General features: G+C 68.8%; 15 protein-coding genes. 7 read left to right on the top strand and 8 right to left on the bottom strand.

What is annotated here, in order from left to right:
- Positions 1 to 10: 10 nt before the first annotated feature.
- Positions 11 to 982: a LysR family transcriptional regulator gene (locus tag AC5P7S_RS14010; RefSeq protein WP_095378876.1), complete on the bottom strand. Its 972-nt coding sequence runs from the start codon at positions 980 to 982 to the stop codon at positions 11 to 13.
- A 91-nt stretch (positions 983 to 1,073) separates the two neighbouring features.
- On the opposite strand from AC5P7S_RS14010, the gene AC5P7S_RS14015 reads away from it, so the two are divergent.
- Positions 1,074 to 2,081: a zinc-binding alcohol dehydrogenase family protein gene (locus AC5P7S_RS14015; protein ID WP_095378879.1), complete on the top strand. Its 1,008-nt coding sequence runs from the start codon at positions 1,074 to 1,076 to the stop codon at positions 2,079 to 2,081.
- A 70-nt stretch (positions 2,082 to 2,151) separates the two neighbouring features.
- Here the strand turns inward: AC5P7S_RS14015 and AC5P7S_RS14020 are convergent, their stop codons facing one another.
- Positions 2,152 to 2,757 carry a glutathione S-transferase family protein gene (locus tag AC5P7S_RS14020; RefSeq protein WP_095378882.1) on the bottom strand — a complete coding sequence of 202 codons (606 nt, stop codon included), beginning with the start codon at positions 2,755 to 2,757 and terminating at the stop codon, positions 2,152 to 2,154.
- Positions 2,758 to 2,802: 45 nt separating this feature from the next.
- Between AC5P7S_RS14020 and AC5P7S_RS14025 the strand changes: the two genes are divergently transcribed.
- The 3 genes from AC5P7S_RS14025 to AC5P7S_RS14035 all read left to right on the top strand — a co-directional run bounded on the left by AC5P7S_RS14025 (position 2,803) and on the right by AC5P7S_RS14035 (position 5,496).
- Positions 2,803 to 4,359, top strand: a complete 1,557-nt coding sequence (locus AC5P7S_RS14025; protein WP_095378885.1) for a DNA recombination protein RmuC — start codon at positions 2,803 to 2,805, stop codon at positions 4,357 to 4,359.
- A gap of 71 nt (positions 4,360 to 4,430) precedes the next feature.
- Positions 4,431 to 4,826, top strand: a complete 396-nt coding sequence (locus AC5P7S_RS14030; protein WP_095378888.1) for a hypothetical protein — start codon at positions 4,431 to 4,433, stop codon at positions 4,824 to 4,826.
- Positions 4,827 to 4,950: 124 nt separating this feature from the next.
- The gene (locus AC5P7S_RS14035; RefSeq protein WP_095378891.1) at positions 4,951 to 5,496 is read left to right on the top strand and encodes a glutathione peroxidase; all 546 of its coding nucleotides are present in this window, start codon (positions 4,951 to 4,953) and stop codon (positions 5,494 to 5,496) included.
- A gap of 85 nt (positions 5,497 to 5,581) precedes the next feature.
- Here the strand turns inward: AC5P7S_RS14035 and AC5P7S_RS14040 are convergent, their stop codons facing one another.
- From AC5P7S_RS14040 to AC5P7S_RS14065, 6 genes are read right to left on the bottom strand one after another with little or no spacing between them, the layout of a single operon-like run.
- Positions 5,582 to 6,595 (bottom strand): MlaA family lipoprotein, encoded by a 1,014-nt coding sequence (locus AC5P7S_RS14040; RefSeq protein ID WP_065179035.1) that lies wholly within the window; start codon positions 6,593 to 6,595, stop codon positions 5,582 to 5,584.
- Position 6,596: 1 nt separating this feature from the next.
- Complete coding sequence (locus AC5P7S_RS14045; protein ID WP_014648936.1) at positions 6,597 to 6,908, bottom strand: STAS domain-containing protein; 312 nt, start codon at positions 6,906 to 6,908, stop codon at positions 6,597 to 6,599.
- Positions 6,898 to 7,560 (bottom strand): MlaC/ttg2D family ABC transporter substrate-binding protein, encoded by a 663-nt coding sequence (locus AC5P7S_RS14050; protein WP_095378893.1) that lies wholly within the window; start codon positions 7,558 to 7,560, stop codon positions 6,898 to 6,900. The genes AC5P7S_RS14045 and AC5P7S_RS14050 overlap by 11 nt, the downstream gene beginning before the upstream one ends.
- On the bottom strand, positions 7,557 to 8,081 hold the full coding sequence (mlaD, locus tag AC5P7S_RS14055; protein WP_005411706.1) for an outer membrane lipid asymmetry maintenance protein MlaD: 525 nt from the start codon (positions 8,079 to 8,081) through the stop codon (positions 7,557 to 7,559). The genes AC5P7S_RS14050 and mlaD overlap by 4 nt, the downstream gene beginning before the upstream one ends.
- Positions 8,082 to 8,140: 59 nt before the next feature.
- Complete coding sequence (locus AC5P7S_RS14060; protein ID WP_005414955.1) at positions 8,141 to 8,890, bottom strand: MlaE family lipid ABC transporter permease subunit; 750 nt, start codon at positions 8,888 to 8,890, stop codon at positions 8,141 to 8,143.
- Positions 8,890 to 9,678 carry an ABC transporter ATP-binding protein gene (locus AC5P7S_RS14065; protein WP_065179062.1) on the bottom strand — a complete coding sequence of 263 codons (789 nt, stop codon included), beginning with the start codon at positions 9,676 to 9,678 and terminating at the stop codon, positions 8,890 to 8,892. The genes AC5P7S_RS14060 and AC5P7S_RS14065 overlap by 1 nt, the downstream gene beginning before the upstream one ends.
- Before the next feature lie 189 nt (positions 9,679 to 9,867).
- Here AC5P7S_RS14065 and recC point away from each other — a divergent pair, with 189 nt between their 5' ends.
- From recC to recD, 3 genes are read left to right on the top strand one after another with little or no spacing between them, the layout of a single operon-like run.
- Complete coding sequence (gene recC / locus AC5P7S_RS14070; RefSeq protein ID WP_065179034.1) at positions 9,868 to 13,215, top strand: exodeoxyribonuclease V subunit gamma; 3,348 nt, start codon at positions 9,868 to 9,870, stop codon at positions 13,213 to 13,215.
- The gene (gene recB, locus AC5P7S_RS14075) at positions 13,212 to 16,892 is read left to right on the top strand and encodes an exodeoxyribonuclease V subunit beta (protein ID WP_095378896.1); all 3,681 of its coding nucleotides are present in this window, start codon (positions 13,212 to 13,214) and stop codon (positions 16,890 to 16,892) included. Before recC ends, recB begins: the two co-directional genes overlap by 4 nt.
- Positions 16,889 to 18,769, top strand: coding sequence for an exodeoxyribonuclease V subunit alpha (gene recD / locus AC5P7S_RS14080; RefSeq protein ID WP_095378899.1), 1,881 nt, complete (start codon positions 16,889 to 16,891; stop codon positions 18,767 to 18,769). Before recB ends, recD begins: the two co-directional genes overlap by 4 nt.
- Positions 18,770 to 18,854 lie beyond the last annotated feature (85 nt).

Consider the following 18,854-nt stretch of genomic DNA (forward strand, 5'->3'; position numbering starts at 1 on the left):
GTGTTCTCTCTTACGGGGGGCCGCCATTGTCGGCCAGCGCCGGGACTGGCGACAGGGGGCCGGCAGGATCTTCGGGCATGCCAGACAGCAGAGGTTGCAGGTGCTGGCGCAGCTGCGCGTGCAGCTGCCGCACCGCCGGCGAGAACTGCTTGCGGTGCGGGCAGACCAGCTGCAACGGTATGTGGCTGCCGATGCCATCGAGCAGCAGCTGCAGGCGCCCTGCGAGCACATCCTCGCGCAGGTCCAGCCAGGATTTGTAGGTGATGCCTTCGCCGGCTACAGCCCAGCGCCGCACCACATCGGCGTCATCGCAGACCAACGGGCCGCGCACCGGAATCACGCTGCGGCGCCCGTCGACCTCGAACGACCAGCGATCATAGGCGCGGCCACTGAGCTGGTAGACCAGGCAATCATGCTCGCGCAGATCCTCCAGGCGCGTGGGCATGCCGCGCCGCTGCAGATAGTCGGGCGACGCCGCGAGTATGCGCCGATTGCCTTCCAGCAGGGGCAGGGCGACGTAGTTGGCGTCGTCGAAGTGGCCGATGCGGATGGCCACGTCGACCGGGTCGCGGAACACGTCGGCCACTTCGTCGGACAGGCGCAGGTGCAGGCGCAGCCGCGGGTGCGCGGCGCGAAAGGCGCTCAGCCAGGGCAGCAGCAGATTTCGACCGAAGTCCGACGGCGCCGACAGCTGCAGGGTGCCGTGCAGTTCGGCGTCTTCGCCCTGCACGCGCGCCTGGCCCTCGCGCAGGGTGGCCAGTACCTCCTGCGCATACGGCAGGTACAGCGCCCCCTCGCCGGTCAGGCGCAGGCTGCGCGTGGTGCGCACGAACAGTCGCAGGTCCAGCTCGCGTTCCAGCCGCGCCACCGCCGCAGCGACCTGCCCCGGCAGCAGGTCGGCTTCGCGGGCTGCCTGCGAGAAGCTGCCCAGTGCGGCAGTGCGGACGAACAGCTGCAGATCGTCGAAGCGGATCATCTTCATCGCCAGAGTGAAAGTGCTGCCCGATTCTGCGCCTTTCCGAGGGACCGCGCGCGGCGCAACCTGTCGCCTCCTTCCCCACTGGACCGCTGCCATGCGCGCCATTGCCTACACCCAAGCCGGCCTGCCGATCGATGATGCCCAGGCCCTGATCGACATTGAACTGGAACTGCCGCAGCCCGGCCCGCGTGATCTGCGGGTGGCGGTACGCGCGGTGGCGGTGAACCCGGTCGACACCAAGGTCCGCCGCGGCGTGGCCACCGATGGCCCGCGCGTGCTGGGCTGGGATGCGGTCGGCATTGTTGATGCGGTGGGCAGCGAGGTGACCCTGTTCCAGCCCGGCGACGCGGTCTACTACGCCGGCGTCATCGACCGCCCGGGCAGCAATGCGCAGTACCAGCTGGTGGATGAGCGCAGCGTAGGCCGCAAGCCGGCCAGTCTCGACGATGCCGCCGCCGCGGCGCTGCCACTGACTGCAATCACCGCCTGGGAGCTGCTGTTCGACCGCCTGCGCATCCCGGAGGGTGGTGGCGAAGGCCAGACCCTGCTGGTGATCGGTGCTGCCGGTGGTGTCGGTTCGATCCTGGTGCAGCTGGCACGGAAGCTGACCAAGCTGACCGTGATCGGCACCGCCTCGCGCCCTGATACCCAGGACTGGGCGTACGCAATGGGGGCACACCACGTGATCGACCACAGCCTGCCGCTGGCCGAGGGACTGGCGCGGCTCGGCATCAGCGAGGTGCAGCATGTCGCCAGCCTGACCCACTCCGACCAGTACTACGCGCAGATCGTGGAACTGCTGGCACCGCAGGGCCAACTGGGGCTGATCGATGATCCTGGCCAGGTGGACGTGATGGCGCTCAAGCGCAAGGCGTTGTCACTGCACTGGGAGTCGATGTTCACCCGGCCGCTGTACCGCACTGCGGACATGCAGCGCCAGCATGACCTGTTGAACCGTGTGGCCGAGCTGATCGACACGGGCGTGCTGCAGACCACCCTGGGCGAGCATTTCGGACGCATCGACGCAGCCAACCTGCGCCGTGCCCACGCGCTGCTGGAGAGCCATCGCGCCAAGGGCAAGATCGTGCTGGAAGGCTGGTAACACCGGCGGTTCCCGCGCGCCCTTGGGGTCAGATCCCTTTCCCCCCAGGGAAAGGGATCTGACCCCTGCCTCAGGCCACGCCGTTGTCGACGTGGGTGGCGAAACCGGGCTGCTCGCGCAGCCGTTCGAACCACGCCGAGAGGTGTGGCAGCACGGGCTTGTTGCCAGGTGTGCTGCGCCAGCGCTGGGCCGACAGCCCGAGCACGATGTCGGCCAGAGTGAAGGCGTTGCCCGTCACGTGGCAGTGGCCACCGGCCAACTGTGTGTCGAGTACGCCCATCAAGTGGTTCCACTGCGCCAGGCTGGCCTCGGCGCGGGCATCGTCCGGGTAGTCCGGATGCCGGCGCACGCGCGCCATGAACACGTGCCGCCAGGCGCTGTTGAGGTCGCTGGCCTGCCAGTCCATCCACTGCTCGACCCGGGCGCGGCCCTGCGCCGTGCCGGGCAGCAGGTCATCACGGCCAGCACGTACGGCCAGGTAGCGGCAGATGCTGTTCGATTCCCACAGCACGAAGCCGCCATCGCGCAGGACCGGCACCTGCCGGTTCGGATTCAACGTGGCCAGCAGGTCCTCCGGTGGTTCTGGCTCGTGTTGGAGTGGCAGGTCGAGGCCGGCGCACAGCCACAGCACCTTGCGCACGTTGATGGAGGTGGGCTTTCCGTACAGAGCGAGCATGGTCCTGACGCAGCAGCTGAGACTCGGCCAGCCTACACTTGCCCCATGCAAACCGAATACCTGCTCATTGCCGGCCTTCTATTGGCCGTGCTCATCCTGCAGCTGGTCGCCCTGCTGCGCCGCCCGCCGCATGACCGCCTGGAACAGGCCGTGCGCGAGGAGGCGCGCGCCGGGCGCAGCGAACTGCGCGAACAGCTCGATGGCTTCGCCCGCGCGCTGACCGATCTGTCCACCCGCACCGATCAGCGCCTGGACCTGCTGCGCGAAGCGCTGGGCGAAGATGCCCGCAAAGCGCGCGCTGAAGTGGCCGACAGCCAGCAGCGCGGCGCAGCATTGATGGGGCAGCGGCTGCAGGAACTGCGCGGCCAGCTGGAGACCTTCGGCCAGCAGCAGGAGGCACGCATCCATGCGTTTGGCCAGCAGCTGCAGGAGCTCACTGCGCGCACCGATACCCAGCTCGGGGCGCTGCGCCAGACCCTGGTGGACGATGCACGCAAGGGCCGCGAGGAGGGCGCGCTGTCGCAGCAGCGCCTGACCGACAGTCTGGGCCTGCGCCTGCAGGAACTGACACAGCGCAACGAGCAGCGGATCGCCGAGATGCGTGCCACGCTGGAGGAACAGCTGCGCGCGCTGCAGAACGACAACGCGCAGAAGCTGGAGCAGATGCGCCACACCGTGGACGAGAAGTTGCAGTCCACGCTGGAAACGCGGCTGGGCAATTCCTTCAAGCTCGTCTCCGAGCGCCTGGAACAGGTGCAGCGTGGCCTCGGCGAGATGCAGCAGCTGGCCACCGGCGTGGGCGACCTCAAGCGCGTGCTGACCAACGTCAAGAACCGCGGCAGCTGGGGCGAAGTGCAGCTGGAGAATATCCTCGAGCAGACACTCACCCAGGAGCAGTACGCGCGTGCGGTGAGGGTGCGCCCGGATAGTGGCGAGATGGTCGATATCGCCGTGCGCCTACCGGGCCGCAGCAGCGACGACACGCCGGTGTGGCTGCCGATCGACTCCAAGTTCCCGCGCGAGGACTACGAGCGCCTGCTGGACGCACAGGAACAGGGCGATGCCGAAGGCGTGCGCCTGCAGGGCATCCAGCTGGAGCGCGCGGTGCGTGTGCAGGCCAAGTCGATCTGCGACAAGTACATCGTGCCACCGCACACCACGGACTTCGCGGTGATGTTCCTGCCCACCGAAGGCCTGTATGCCGAGGTGATCCGGCGCCCGGGCCTGGTTGACCTGCTGCAGCGCGAGCATCGTGTGGTGGTGGCCGGACCGACCACGGTCACTGCGTTGCTCAACAGCCTGCAGATGGGCTTTCGCACACTGGCCATTGAAAAGCGATCCAGCGAAGTGTGGAGCCTGCTGGGTGCGGTCAAGAGCGAGTTCGGGAAGTTTGCCGGCATCCTGGAAAAAGCCGAGAAGCAGATCACTACCGTTGGCCGCAGCATCGGCGAGGCCAGCCGCAAGACCCGCACCATCGAACGCCGCCTGCGTGGCGTGGAGTCGCTGGCGTCCGAACAGGCGCAGTCGCTGCTCGGCGACCTGGCCGAGGGTGATGCGGTGGCCGAGGAGGAAGGCAGTAACGGCGAGGGCGACGAGGCCTGAGCCACGCTGACACGCCGCCTGCATCGCCGATGGGTATGCTGGCGGCCTGTCCGCTTCGACCAGGTACCGCCATGCGCCTGCCCCGCTTCACCAGCCTTGTCCTGACCGCACTGCTCGCCGCCTGCGGCAGCGCGCCAACGACCGTGGGCACGACCACGCAGGCCGCCTCCGGCACCCCCGAAGCCGTCGAGGCCTACCGTGAAGCACGCGACGTCGACTGCCAGGCCGCCGGTGGCACCCTGCAGCGGCTCGGCCGGCTGCAGCGCGAGCAATGCGTGATTCCCTATGCCGACGCCGGCAAGGCCTGCAGCCGCAAAAGCGACTGCACGGGCCAGTGCCTGGCCGCAGGCGAGGCAGTGGCCGGTGATGCGGCGTCCGGTACCTGCCAGCGTGATGCCAGCCAGAACTTCGGTTGCCGCCAGCGTATCGAGGACGGCAAGGCGCAGGGTACGATCTGCGTGGATTGAGGATGTCCTGTAGAGCCGAGCCCATGCTCGGCTGCCATGCCATCAGCCGAGCATGGGCTCGGCTCTACAACAGCGCGCGCGGCGCTATGCTGGTCGGCCATTTCACGACGTAGCCGGAGCCCCCGTGAGTACCCCGATCCAGGACATTCCCCTCACCACCATCGACGGCCAGCCGTCCTCGCTTGCCGACTACCAGGGCAAGGTGCTGCTGCTGGTCAACGTCGCCTCCAAGTGCGGCCTGACCCCGCAGTACGAGGGCCTGCAGGCGCTGTATGCAGAAAAGCATGCGCAGGGCCTGGAAGTGCTGGGCTTCCCCGCCAACAACTTCCTTGGCCAGGAGCCGGGCAGCGAGGCCGAGATCCAGCAGTTCTGCCAGCTCACCTACGATGTCAGTTTCCCGATGTTCTCCAAGATCAGCGTGGCTGGCGAGGACACCCACCCGCTGTACCAGCAGCTGACCGCCGCGCAGCCGCAGTCGATCGGCGAAGGCCCGCTGCGCGAGCGCCTGGCCAGCAAGGAGATCCCGATCCACCCGGCACCGGCGGTGCTGTGGAACTTCGAGAAGTTCCTGGTCGGCCGTGATGGCAAGGTGGTTGCACGCTTTGCCCCGGACGTGGCGGCCGATGACGTGCGCCTGCGTGACGCCATCGAGGCCGCGCTGGCGGCCTGAGGAAAGCGTGCCAACCGAGGTTGGCACCTACCGGAAAAGAAAAACCCCGCCGAGGCGGGGTTTTTTCATGCACGGGCTGCAGCGATCAGTTGCTCCAGTTCGGCATCGGCATGGCATCGACCGGGATCGGCGAATTGGCATCATCATGGCCGCGGTCGCGCTTGCTGCGCAGGTCGTTCTCGATCTGGTAGTTGCGGCGCTGCATCCACGCATCGCGCACCAGCGAGTACTCGTCCACGGCGGTGTCGCGCAGATCATCGATCGCCAGCAGCTGTGCGCGGGTGTCGACCAGCTGCAGGCCCTGCAGGCCGATGCGGACCTTGTCTTCCTCGATGCGGCGGATCGGCGACAACGGGATGTCACCGGCCAGGCCGAACACATCGCGCACGGTACGCGGGCCGAAGAACGGCAGTTCCACGTAGCGCGAACGACGCCAGCCCCAGGCTCCCAGGGTCTGGCCGAAATCTTCATTGCGACGCGGCACCATCGCCTTGCTGGCCGGATCGAACAGGCCACCGATGCCCAGCGTGCTGTTCATCAGGAAGCGGCCGAGGCTGTCCCACGCATCGGCACCGCGGCCCTGCAGCAGCTGGTTGGTGATGGTCACCGGCGCACGCAGGTTGCTGAAGAAGTTGCTGACGCCGGTACGCGCGAAACGCGGCACCACGTGGGTATAGGCGGTGGCCAGCGGGCGGGCCACACCGCGGTCGACCGCATTGTTGAACTTGTGGACCTTGCGGTTGAACGGTTCCCACGGATCGTAGGCCGCGGCACTGCCGGTGTTGCCGGTGCCACCATACAGGGCGTCGAAATCATCGTCGCTGGCGGCGGTGGATGCTGCGGTCTTCGGTGGGCTGGCCTCTGCGCCCTGCGGCGCAGTTGTCGGCACCGCAGCGGCAGGCGTTGCCGGGTTGGCCACGGGAGCGACCGGAGCAGTACCGACCACCCCGGTATCGGCCGTTGCGGCCGTCGCTTCGGCAGCAGGGCCGGGCGCGACCACGGTGCTGGCGACCGGTGCGTCGCTGCGCGCGGGCTTGCCGGCACAGGCGGTCAGGGCGGTGGCCAGGAGGATCAGGGGGAAAGTGCGTACGACGTTCATGTCAGCTCGCAGCAGAAGTAGCGTTGAAGTCCAGGTCGGGCGACAGCCGGTAGGCTGCGCTCAGCTCGTTGAAGCCGGCCGGCGCGCCGGAAATGGCCAGCGCATGGCCCGCCTTGCGTGCCCGGGCGGCCAGTTCGGCCAGCAGGGCCAGGCCGGCGCTGTCCACGCGCTCGACCTCGCCCAGCTCCAGCCGCGCCAGCTTGGCTGGCAGGGCCTGCAGTTGCGGCCACAGTGCAATCACCGCGGCACGGTCGAGCACCCCGCGCAGGCGCAGGGTGTCGCCTTCCAGCAGCGCCAGTGCGTTACTTGCCATTGCCCGCCGGCCCGGCCTGCATGCTGCCGCTGTGCAGCTCGCTGGCCACCTGCTTGATGCCCTTCTGGCGCAAGGGCGTATCGAACTGGTTGCGGAAGGTCTGCACGTAGGAAATGCCTTCGATGTTGACGTCGAAGATCTTCCACTGGCCGTTCACGTTGCGCATCCAGTACTCGACCGGGGTCGGTTCGTTGCCGGCGCGCACCAGTTCGGTGCTGACGCGCACGCCACGGTTGCCCGGCAGCGGGCTTTCACCCTTCAGGCGGAAGCTCGGCTTGCCCTGGATATTGAGCAGGGTCGAACCGTAGCGCTGCATCAGGCTGTCGGCCATCGCATCGGCGAACAGCTTGATGTCGGCATCCGAGGCGCCGCGGGCGTGCGTACCCAGCACCAGGCGTGCCGCATAGTCGCGGTCGAAGGTGCGGTTCAGTTCGCTGTCGATGTAGCTGCGCAGGCTGGCCGGGTTGCTGCTGAACTCGCTGCGGCGCTGCTGCAGCGTGGTGAGAATGCGCGTGCTGGCATCGATCACCACCTTGCCGGCCTGGCCCTGCGCTGCGGCAGCGGCGGGGGCGGCCGCCTGGGCCTGGGCAAGGAACGGGGTGGCCATCAGCAGCGCCGAGGCGAGCAGGGCGGGAATCAGTTTCATTTTCATGGTTGCGGTTCCGTTGCAGGCGCCTGCGCGCCATCGTTGGGCTTCTGGGCAGCGCCACCACCGGCGCCGCCACTGAACATGTACTTGCCGACCAGCTGGATCAGGTCCACCGCCGGCTGGGTGAAGACGATCTCGTCACCGGCCTTCAGCACGTCCGGGTCACCGCCCGGCTGCAGACCGATATAGCTCTCGCCGAGCAAACCACTGGTGAAGATGCCCGCCGAGGTGTCCGCCGGCAGGTCCTTGACCTTGCTGTCCATGCGCAGGGTCACGATGGATTCGAACTTCACCGGATCCAGGTCGATGGAGGCGACCTGGCCGACGGTGACGCCGCCGATCTTCACCGGCGCCTGCTTGCGCAGCTGGCCGACCTGGGAGAAGCGCGCCTTCAGCTCGTAGCCCTGGCTGCCCCAGCTCCAGCGCTGGTTGGTCGAGGCCACGGCCAGCACCATCAGCGAGGCCAGGGCCAGCAGCAGGAATGCGCCGACAGAGAATTCGAGTCTGGGACCGCGGATGGCCATGTGGATTACCTGATCGAGTCGTGGTGGCCGCGCGCGCCTGCGCACCGCCGGTGGAGGGGTTAGGTGAACAACATTGCCGACAGCACGAAGTTGAACATCAGCACCAGCAGCGAGGCATTGACCACCGCACGGGTGGTCGCCACCGAGGTGCCCTCGATGGTCGGCTCGGCGTGGAAACCAACATAGGCGGCGACCAGCGCTGCGGTGCCGCCGAAGATCGCCGACTTCAGCATCGCCACGCCGAAGTCATCCCAGAAATCGACGCTGTTGCGCAGTGCCGACCAGAACACGCCATTGTCCAGGCCCAGCACATGCACCGCTTCGAAGTAGCTGGCGCTGATCGCCAGCGAGCAGAAGATGCCGGTCAGCAGTGGCACGGTCAGCACCGCCGCCCAGAAGCGCGGCGCGACGGCTTTGGCCACCGGGTCGATCGCCATCAGCTCCAGTGCCTTGATCTGGTCGGTGGCGCGCATCAGGCCCAGTTCGGCGGCGATCGAGCTGCCGGCGCGGCCGATGAACAGCAGCGCGGTCAGCACCGGCGCCAGTTCCCGGTACAGCGACAGGCCGAGCAGGGTCGACAGCGCGTCGGCCGCACCGAAGGTGGTCAGCGTGCGGTAGCCCTGCAGGGTCAGCACCAGGCCGACGAAGGCACCACCGACGGCGATGATCGGCAGCGAGCGTGCGCCGATCTTGTAGATCTCGCGGGTCAGCTCGGCCAGGAAATCACGGGTCGGCAGCGAACCACGCAGCACGGTCAGCGAGAACAGGCCGGCGCGACCCAGCGAGCGGGTGGCTTGGACGAACGGCATCAGGCGACCCTCGCGCGCGGCGCGGCATCGAACGGAATGGGGCCATCGGGCTGGCCGTGCAGGAACTGCCGCAGCAGCGGGTCCTGACTGGACTGCAGCGCCTCGGGCGTGCCCTGGAACACGATGCCGCCATTGGCGATGGCGATCACCTGGTCGCAGATCGGCAGGGTCTCGTGCACGTGGTGGCTGACAATGATGCTGGTCAGGCCCAGGCTGTGGTTGAGGCGCTGGATCAGGCTCATGATCACGCCGGAGGCGATCGGGTCCAACCCGGTCAGCGGCTCGTCGTAGATCATCAGTGGCGGATCCAGTGCCAGCGCGCGGGCCAGCGCGACGCGGCGCGCCATGCCGCCGGACAGTTCGCGCGGCCAGGCATCGGCAGCGGCCAGCAGGCCCACGGCATGCAGCTTCATTTCCACCAGGCGGCGCAGCACGGCGGTCGGCAGGCGGGTATGCGTGCGCAGTGGCAGCGCGACGTTTTCGGCGACGGTCAGATCGGTCAGCAGGCCGTTGCCCTGCAGCAGCACACCCACGCTCTTGCGCATCTCCAGCAGCGCGCCGCTGTCATGCGGAACCGGCCTGCCGAACAGGGTGACCTCGCCGGCGACCGGACGCAGTTCGCCGGTCAGTGCCGCCAGCAGGGTCGACTTGCCACTGCCCGACGGGCCCAGCACGGCCGTGATGCTGCCCTTGGGCACCTGCAGCGACACGTCACGCAGGATCGTGCGCCCGCTCCGGTCGATGCGGACGTTGGATAACTGCACCAGACTGGAGGCGGAAGCCGACATGGGCACCATTAACGTTTTTTAGACATCGAAGGATCGGGCCCATCGGCTGAACATAAGCAGACTGGACGGTCCAGTATTGTGGCACGGCATGACCCTTGCCAGGCCGGGACAATCGGCCGGCAGCGCGGAACAATCCGTACCGGCGATGGGCTGGCCATTGAATACTGCCTGCCGTGCTGCACACTGTGCATGATGAGTGACCCGGGCAGCGATTTCCGCCTCTACCATTCCAACTCCCTGGACGTGCTGGCTGCGCTGCTGGCGCGCAACGTGCGTGTGCCGGTTCCGGGCCAGCCGTTGCTCGCGCCGGAGGTGGTGCTGATCCCGCAGGTGGCGATGCGGCGTTGGCTGCAAGCGACACTCGCTGCCGAATATGGCGTGGCCGCCAACCTCGAGTTCCTGACCCCGGGCGAATTCGTTGCCCGAGCACTCAATGCCAATGTGCCGGGCGAACGCGACGACCTGGACGCCGCGGGCCTGCACTGGAAGCTCTACCAGGCATTGCGCGACCCGGCGCTGCTGGCGCAGCCACCGATGCGCGCGCTGCAGTCCTATCTTGCCGGCGGCGACGCCCTGAAGCCGTGGGCACTGGCCGGTGAGCTGGCGTCGGTGTTCGAGAAGTACCAGGCCTGGCGCCGCGACTGGTTGCTGCGCTGGGAGGCCGGCGCCGACCCGGCCGACCCGCAGGCGATCCTCTGGCGCACCATCGCCCATGGCCGCGACTACCGCGCGCGCCGCATCCAGGCGTACCTGGATCGCTTCGAGGGTGCCGGCCAGCCGCTGCCGCAGGGCCTGCCACCGCGGATGTCCGCGTTCGCGACGCTCAACATCTCGCCCGACGTGCTGCGGGTGATGGCCACCCAGGCGCGGGTGGGCGAGCTGCACTTCTATATGCCCACTCCGGTGCAGTCGTACTGGGGTGACCTGCAGACGCTGGCCGAGCGCCTGCGCAGCGGCGCGCCCGATCCCTTCGGTGAAGCGGCCGGTGAGAACCGCCTGCTGGAGGCCTGGGGTGCGGCAGGCCGCGACTTCATGGCGGTGCTGGGCAGCTACGAGGTGGTGCACCCGGCCGGCGAGATTGCCGCGTATTCGGATCCGGAAGAAGACACCCGGCCGACCCTTGACGAAGGCGGCCTGTCCGACAGCCTGCTGCATCGCCTGCAGCGCGATCTTTTCCATCGCCGCGCGTTGCCCTCGGGCGAGCTGCGCTATGGGCTGCGCAGCGACGACCCCAGCCTGCAGGTGCATGCCTGCCACACCCGGCTGCGCGAGCTTCAGGTGCTGCACGACCAGCTGCGCAGCCTGCTGCAGGACCCTCGCTTCGACCCGCCGCTGCAGGCGCGCGAGATCGCGGTGCTGGCGCCGGACATCGATCCCTATGTGCCGTACCTGGAGGCAGTGTTCGGCGGCCGCGGCGGCGAGGAGGAGCACATTCCCTACGCGCTGGCCGACAGCAGCCCACTGGCAGGAGAGCCGCTGGCCGATGTGTTCGTGCACCTGCTGGGCCTGCCGGTCTCGCGTTTCGGCCTGAACGAAGTGCTGGACCTGCTGGCCAGCGCGCCGCTGGCCGAAGCGGCCGGACTGGAGGCGGTGGACTTCGATCGCCTGCACGGCTGGCTGCAGCAGGCCGGCGCACGCTGGGGCCTGGATGCGAAGCACCGCAACCAGCACCAGGCGCCGGCCGACGACGCCTACACCTGGCAGTTCGCACTGGACCGCCTGGTGCTCGGTCACGCCACCGGCAGCGAGGCGGACCTGGCCGGCGTGGCGCCGTGGATCGAACTGGAAGGCGGCGCGCTGGAAGCACTGGACCGGCTGCTGCGGCTGCTGCGCGTGCTGGCGGTCTACCAGCGTCGCCTCGGCGAGCTGCTGACCCCGGCGCAGTGGCGGCAACGGCTGCTGTCGCTGCTGGACGCGCTGCTGCCGACCGCGCCCAGCTCGCCCAACAGCCAGCGTGCCCTCGAGCGCCTGCGCAAGCTGCTGAATCAGTTCGCCGACGATGCCGCCAAGGCCGGTTTCGAAGACGGCGTGCCGCCTGAGGTGGTGCGTTCGCACTTCGCCGGCGTACTGGGCGAGGCCGATACGCGCGCGCCGCTGCTGACCGGTGGCATCAGTTTCGGCCGCATGGTGCCGATGCGCCTGCTGCCGTTCCGGGTGATCTGCGTGCTCGGTCTCAATGACGGCGATTTCCCGCGCCGTGACCCGGCCGCGGGCCTCAACCAGCTCACCGCCGAGCTGGACACGCCGCGCCGCCGCCCGGGCGATCGCTCCACTCGCGAAGACGACCGCTTCCTGTTCCTGCAGCTGTTCGCCGCCGCGCAGGAGGTGTTCTACCTCAGCTACCTCGGCGCCGATCCACGCGATGGCAGCGTGCGTGAGCCGTCGGTGCTGGTCAGTGAACTGATCGATGCCGCCGCCGCGTATCACCTCGATCCGCCTGCGGCGGTCCGCGACTTTACCGTGCGCCATGCACTGCAGCCGTTCTCACCGGCGGCGTTCGGAGAGGGTGATCCACGCCGCTTCAGCTATCGGCGGCAATGGCATCCCGCTGCCGGCCGCCTCACCGGCCAGCGTGGTGGCCTGCAGCCGTGGTTCGATGCCCCGCTGCCGCCGCCGCCCGACGATGCCGTGGAAGACGAGCTCGCGCTCGACACCCTGCGCCGCTTCCTGTGCGACCCGGCCGGGCAGTTCCTCGCACAGTCGCTGGGTCTGCGCCTGGCCGACGATGCCGGGGAAGTTGATGACCTGGAACCGCTGGTGCTGTCATCGCGCGGCCCGGAAAAGCGCAGCGTGCAGGCGGCGGTGGTGCGCGCCACGCTCAGCGGTGATACCGAGCCGTTGTACCCGCGGCTGCGCGCGCGTGGCCTGTTGCCGTCCGGTCCATTGGGCCAGCGCCAGTTCGAGGTGGAGCAGCTGAAGACGCGTCCGTATGCCAGTGCGCTGCTGGGCTGGATGCAGGGCGAGCCATTGGAAAGCCGTCGCTACGAAGTGGACATCGATGGCGTGCGCCTGCACGGCCGCGTGGCCGATCGGCATCCCGAAGGCCTGGTGCGGCTGCGCGCCGGCACGCTCAATGGCAATGCAGTGATCCGCCAGGGCCTGGACTGGCTGCTGGCCAACGCCGCCGGCGACGCACTGCCCCTTGTGCAGTTCCACGATGGCGGCGACGCCGGTCCCGGCCCGCATGTACTGCCGGCACTGAGCGCGCCTGCTGCACGCGCGGCGCTGCGCGCGCTGCTGCAGTTGCGCCAGCGCGGCCTGCGTGAGCCGCTGCGCTTTGCCCCGTATACCGGCTGGGTGCTGTACAACGCGCCGGCAGAGAAACAGCGCAGCGAGGGCTGGAAGCAGTGGCATGGCAGCGACCGCAGCTGGGGTGAATCCAGCAGCGACGCCTGGCAGCTGCTGCTTCGGGGTGCCGACCCGTTCGCCTCCGATGCCAGCTATGCCGACCTGCTGCGCAACAGCCAGGTGGTCTTCAGCGCGGTGCGCGAAGGCCGCACCCTCGGCGCCGAAACGCGCCAGGAGGGCAGCGCATGAGCCCCGCCTTCATCGATGAGCGAGCCCAGTGCATGGCGGTCGATCCCTATCTGGCCCTGCCGCTGGATGGCATCCGCCTGATCGAAGCCAGTGCCGGTACCGGAAAGACCTTCACCCTGGCTACGCTGTTTACCCGCCTGGTGGTGGAACAGGGCCTGCGCATCGGACAGATCCTGGCGGTGACCTTCACTGATGCGGCTACCCAGGAACTGCGCAAGCGCATCCGCGAGCGCCTGGCGCTGGCGGCGCGACTGGTCGATCTGGAACCGGTCGAAGGCGAAGCGCCGGACGTGCGGCTGACCCGCGAGGTGCTGCAGCGCCATCTGCAGGGAGGTACCGAGCGCGCCGCCGCACTGAAGCGCCGCCTGCAGGTGGCCGCCGATGAGATCGACCTTGCGTCCATCTTCACCATCCATGGCTTCTGCACCCGCGTGCTGCGCGAGCATGCGCTGGAGAGCGGCCACACCTTTGATCCGCCGGAGCTGCTGGCCAGCGACCGTGAGTTGCTGGAAGCGCTCGCGGCCGACCTGTGGCGGGTATATGCCAATGACCCGGCCACGCTGGAACCGTTGACCTGGCTGTGGTCCACCCCGGACGCATTGGCCGCCGATCTGCGCGCGCTGCTGGCCGCGCCGCCGCTGCACCCGTTGCCACAGGCGGTGGCGCTGCCCGATCCGCAGGCCGCCCTGCAGAGTGTTGCCGAAGAGCTGTCCGCAAGCGTGCGCGAGCATGGCGAGCAGTTCTTCATCGACCTCTGCGATGCGGTCGACAACAAATGGATCAACGGCGTGTCGTACAAGCTGGGCTGGCTGCACCCGCTGGGCCGGCAACTGCTGGGCTGGGCCGAGCGCGCCGACCCGCGCGAGCTGCTGACCAGCGAGCGCCTGCCGGCACTGCTGCCGGAGGCGCTGGCAGCCAAGACCAACAAGAAATTCGCCGAGCGCACGCCATCGTCGCCATTGCAGGCGCCGTTGGCCCGCTACGTCGCGCTTCTGGCCGAACGCGATGCCTGGCTGCGTGCCACCGCGTTGAACTTCCTGCACGTGCTTCGCGACGAAGCCAGACAGCGCCTGCAGGCGCTGAAGCGCACCCGCCGGGTGCAGACCTACGACGATCTGATCGATGGCGTGGCACTGGCCCTGGAAGGCCCGCAGCGGCTGGCATTGGTCAAGCAGCTGCGCGCGCAGTACCGCATCGCGCTGGTCGATGAGTTCCAGGATACCGACGACCGTCAGTGGGGCATTTTCCACACCGTGTTCGGCGATTCACCGGAGGTGCGCGAGCTCGGCCTGGCACCGGCGCTGTTCCTGATCGGCGATCCCAAGCAGGCGATCTACGGTTTCCGCGGCGGTGATATCCACACTTACCTGAAGGCCAAGCGGGTAGCGCAACAGGCGCCGGTGCTTGACCAGAACTTCCGCTCGCGACCGGCCGTGCTGCGCGCGCTGCAGGCGCTGTACGACAACGGTGGCGAAGACGCCTTCCTCGAGCGTGGCATCCAGTTCGAGCCGGTGCGGCCCGGTGGCGTGCGCAGCGATGCGGACTACCAGCGCGACGGCCATGCCGCCCCGGCACTCACCCTGCGCGTGCTGCGCAGTGGCGGTGACAAGGCGATGAGTGCCGATGCCTCGCGCGGAGCAGCGACCCAGGCCTGTGTGGCGGCGATCCACCAGATCCTGGTCGCGGCACGTGCAGGCAGCGCTGTTCTGCGTGGGCACCCGGTACAGCCGGGTGACATCGCGGTGCTGGTGCGCTCGCATCGCGAGGCCACGCTGGTGCAGCGCGCGCTGGCCGGGGTCGGCATTCCTGCCGTGGCAGCGGGCAAGCAGAGCCTGTTCGCCACCAGCGAAGCGCGTGATCTCCGTGCACTGCTGCTGGCGCTGCTGCAGCCGGCTGACGAAGGTCGCCTGCGCGCAGCGCTGGCCACGGTACTGCTCGGCCAGCGCGCCAGTGCGATCGCGGCGATGGAGCGCGAGGGCGACCTGCAACGCGGGTTCCAGGCGCAGCTGCTGCATTGGCGCGAGCGCTGGCAGCGCGGCGGCCCGTTCGCGGTGATCGCCGACGTCTGCGCAGCACAGGGCGAACGCCTGCTGGCGCTGATCGATGGCGAGCGCCGCCTGACCAACTACCTGCAGCTGGGCGAACTGCTGCAGGAAGCCTCGGCGCAGGCGCTGGGCATGCACGGCCTGCTGGACTGGCTGCAGGGCCAGATGGCCAGCGCCGACCAGGATGACGAGCAGCAGTTGCTGCGCCTGGAATCGGATGCGCGCCGCGTGCAGATCATCACCCTGCACAAGAGCAAGGGCCTGGAGTACCCGCTGGTGTTCCTGCCCTTCGTGGGCATCGACGGCGGTGCGCCCAACACCGCCTCGCACTGCACGGTGCATGTGGGCGGCCAGCGCCAGCTGCATTGGAAGCTGGGCAAGGACGAGGCCTGGGAAGCGGCCACTGCGCAGCGCGAGCGCGAGCAGCGTGCCGAGGATGCGCGCCTGCTGTATGTCGGCCTGACCCGCGCCGAGCACGCGCTGTGGATCGCCGTGGGTGATCTGGCCGGGCTCGGCAGGACGCGGCTGGCACCGCTGCTGGGTGACCTGCAGGCGCTGCGCGCGCATGCCGATGTGCGCATCGATGACAGTGAGGTACCGGCTGCGCTGCCGCAGCTGGCGGCCGAAGTGGAAGGGGATCTTCCGGCGGTGCGTGCACTGACCCGGCGCGTTCCGCACGACTGGTGGGTGTACAGCTTCACCCAGCTGGCCCACGCCGATGCCGGCGCGGGCAGTGACATCGAAGCCGCTGCCACCGCGCTGCCGGCGCCGGCAGCCGACGAACCCACCGGCCCGGAGCTGCCGCTGGAACCGGCACTGCCGGAAGCCGCCGCGGCGGCCGAGCACAGCGCGCCGCTCGACCCGCGTTTCATGGGCAGCCGCTTCGGCAACGTGCTGCACGAGGCAATGGAAAACGTCGACTTCGCCGCATGGGCTGAATGGCAACCAGGCCGGGAAGCTCCCGAGGGCCAGGCCGAGGTGCTGCGCAAGGCGCTGCACGATGAGGGCTATGCCGACGTCGATCTGGACGATGGCGTGGCGGTGCTGGTGCCGCTGGTGGGCCACACGCTGACCGTACCGCTGCCCGAAGGCGGTGCGCTGCACAGCCTCGGTGAAGGCGAGCGCCGCGCCGAAATCGACTTCCATTTCGCCATCGAGGCGACCACCGTGCCGGCGCTGCTGCAGGTGCTGCATGCGCATGGTGTTTCCAGTGGCCGCCGCGGCTTCGGCCAGCGCCGCCGCCTGGAGGGGCTGATGACCGGCATGATCGACCTGACCTACGTGCGTGATGGCCGGTGGTACGTGCTCGACTACAAGTCCAACCGCCTGCCCGGCTACAGCCCGGACCTGCTGGCCATTGCCATGCGCCACAGCGAATACGATCTGCAGGCGCTGATCTACACCGTGGCCCTGCATCGCTGGCTGCGCTTCCGCTTGGGCGCCGCCTACGACTACGAGCGCGACATGGGCGGCATCCGTTACCTGTTCTGCCGCGGCCTGGATGGCACGGGCAACGGCGTGCACGTGGATCGTTTTCCGTTCGCGCTGGTGGATGCACTCGACGCGCTGTTCGCCGGCGGCGAGCAGGCCCAGGCCCAGCTCGCCGCGCGTGCCCGTGGAGCCAGCGCATGAGCCTGCTGAAGGAACTTCATCAGAAGGGCCTGCTGCGTACCCTCGACCACGCATTGGCGACCAGCCTGCAGCGGCTGCGCGACGACACGCCCGACAGTGTGGCACTGGCGGCGGCGCTGGCTTCGCTGGCGGTGTCCCAGGGCCACGCCGCGTTCGATCCGGCACAACCGCAGCGGTTGCTGGAAGGCGTGCCCGAGTGGCCCGCCGCGCAGGCCTGGCTGGCGCAGCTGCGCGCATCGCCCTGGGTGGCGACGCCGGAGCAGGCTGACGCCATCGCCGGGGATGCCCCCTTGGTGCTGGAGAACGGGCTGCTGTACCTGCGCCGCTACCGCGAGTACGAGCGCCAGTTGGCCACCGGTCTGCAGCGCATCGGCCGGCATCCGCTGCCGGCGCCGGACATGGCAGCGTTGGCGCCATTGTTCGCGCAGCTGTTCCCGCACGCATCGCACGGCGAAGATCACCAGGCACGCGCAGCCGGCGTGACCCTGCGCCATCCGCTGGCGCTGGTCACCGGCGGCCCCGGCACAGGCAAGACCACCACCATCGCACGCCTCTTGCTGCTGCTGGCCGCGCAGGCCCGGCACGCCGGCCAGCCGCTGCCCGAGGTGGCGCTGGCCGCGCCCACCGGTCGCGCCGCCGAGCGGATGGCCGAGAGCCTGCGCATGGCCGTGCAACGCCTGCAGGAACAGGGACTGGATCCGACGCTGTGCGCGGCACTGCCCAGCAGCGGCACCACCCTGCATCGACTGCTCGGCGTGATTCCCGACTCACCACGCTTCCGCCACCACACCGACAATCCGCTGGCGGTGGACGTGGTGGTGGTCGACGAAGCCTCGATGATCGATCTGCCGATGATGGCCAAGCTGGTCGATGCAGTTGCCAGCGGCACCCGCCTGATCCTGCTCGGCGACCCCGATCAGTTGCCGTCGGTCGAAGCCGGTGATGTGCTCAGCGCGATCCTGCGCGCCAGCGGCGATGGCATCGGCACCCGCGCCGACGATGCGCTGGCGCTGCATGGCCTGCTGGCACCGGCCACCTTGCAGCCGCAGGCCGCACCACGCGCCTTCGCCGGCCGTCGCGTGCAGCTGCAACGCGGCTACCGGCAGAGTGATGCGCTGGACCTGGCACCGCTGGCGCATGCCGTGCGTGAAGGTGACAGCCGCACTGCATTGCAGCTGCTGCGCGGCGGGTCTCTGGCGGGCGTGCATTTCCACGAAGGCGAAGCCGATCCATTGCGTGGCCAACGCGAGCATCTGCTCGGCCACTGGCGCGCGCTGGCCGAGGCCGCTGATCCGGTACGTGCCCTGCAGCAGGCCGGTCGCCTGCGCGTGCTGACCGCGCTGCGCGAAGGCCCGCAAGGTGCGCGCGGGCTGAACAGCCGTATCGAGCAGCTGCTGGCCGGCAATACCCCAGGCTACTTCCAGGGCCGCCTTCTGCTGGTCACCGAGAACAGCTACCGGCACCGCCTGTTCAACGGCGACATCGGTATCTGCCTGCGCGACGACAGCGGCGCGATCGTGGCCTGGTTCCTGGGCGACACCGTCGAGCAGCCACGCGCCTTCCACCCGGCCGCACTGCCCGCGCACGAAAGCGCCTTTGCGATGACCGTGCACAAGGCACAGGGCTCGGAGTTCGATGAAGTGTGGCTGCAGCTGCCACGCCAGGACAGCCGCGTGCTGTCGCGCGAGCTGGTCTACACCGGCCTGACCCGCGCCCGCCAGGTACTGCATGTGGCCAGCAGCGCCGACGTGCTGCTGGCCGCACTGAAGCGGCACGCCAGCCGGTTGGGCGGCCTGGCCTGGCGGTTGGGTGCCGAAGATGTGGCCGAACAACCCGCGCGCATCGAACAGCCCACAGTACAGGGCACCTTGTTCTGAATCGGGGTCGGATCCCGTTCCCACCGGGAACGGGCTCTGACCCCCATCGTCCCGATGTCGCATTTGCCCTTTGATGACGCCGCCG

The organism is Stenotrophomonas sp. YJH_SMC_32 (assembly GCF_059369975.1).

Excerpts from the sequence above, each read along its gene's own strand:
- AC5P7S_RS14020 (WP_095378882.1), bottom strand. The coding sequence starts at position 2,757 with ATGCTCGCTCTGTACGGAAAGCCCACCTCCATCAACGTGCGCAAGGTG.
- mlaD (WP_005411706.1), bottom strand. The coding sequence starts at position 8,081 with ATGGCCATCCGCGGTCCCAGACTCGAATTCTCTGTCGGCGCATTCCTG.
- AC5P7S_RS14045 (WP_014648936.1), bottom strand. The coding sequence starts at position 6,908 with ATGGCAAGTAACGCACTGGCGCTGCTGGAAGGCGACACCCTGCGCCTG.
- AC5P7S_RS14010 (WP_095378876.1), bottom strand. The coding sequence starts at position 982 with ATGAAGATGATCCGCTTCGACGATCTGCAGCTGTTCGTCCGCACTGCC.
- AC5P7S_RS14015 (WP_095378879.1), top strand. The coding sequence starts at position 1,074 with ATGCGCGCCATTGCCTACACCCAAGCCGGCCTGCCGATCGATGATGCC.
- AC5P7S_RS14025 (WP_095378885.1), top strand. The coding sequence starts at position 2,803 with ATGCAAACCGAATACCTGCTCATTGCCGGCCTTCTATTGGCCGTGCTC.
- recC (WP_065179034.1), top strand. The coding sequence starts at position 9,868 with ATGATGAGTGACCCGGGCAGCGATTTCCGCCTCTACCATTCCAACTCC.
- AC5P7S_RS14030 (WP_095378888.1), top strand. The coding sequence starts at position 4,431 with ATGCGCCTGCCCCGCTTCACCAGCCTTGTCCTGACCGCACTGCTCGCC.
- AC5P7S_RS14040 (WP_065179035.1), bottom strand. The coding sequence starts at position 6,595 with ATGAACGTCGTACGCACTTTCCCCCTGATCCTCCTGGCCACCGCCCTG.
- recB (WP_095378896.1), top strand. The coding sequence starts at position 13,212 with ATGAGCCCCGCCTTCATCGATGAGCGAGCCCAGTGCATGGCGGTCGAT.
- recD (WP_095378899.1), top strand. The coding sequence starts at position 16,889 with ATGAGCCTGCTGAAGGAACTTCATCAGAAGGGCCTGCTGCGTACCCTC.
- AC5P7S_RS14060 (WP_005414955.1), bottom strand. The coding sequence starts at position 8,890 with ATGCCGTTCGTCCAAGCCACCCGCTCGCTGGGTCGCGCCGGCCTGTTC.
- AC5P7S_RS14065 (WP_065179062.1), bottom strand. The coding sequence starts at position 9,678 with ATGTCGGCTTCCGCCTCCAGTCTGGTGCAGTTATCCAACGTCCGCATC.
- AC5P7S_RS14050 (WP_095378893.1), bottom strand. The coding sequence starts at position 7,560 with ATGAAAATGAAACTGATTCCCGCCCTGCTCGCCTCGGCGCTGCTGATG.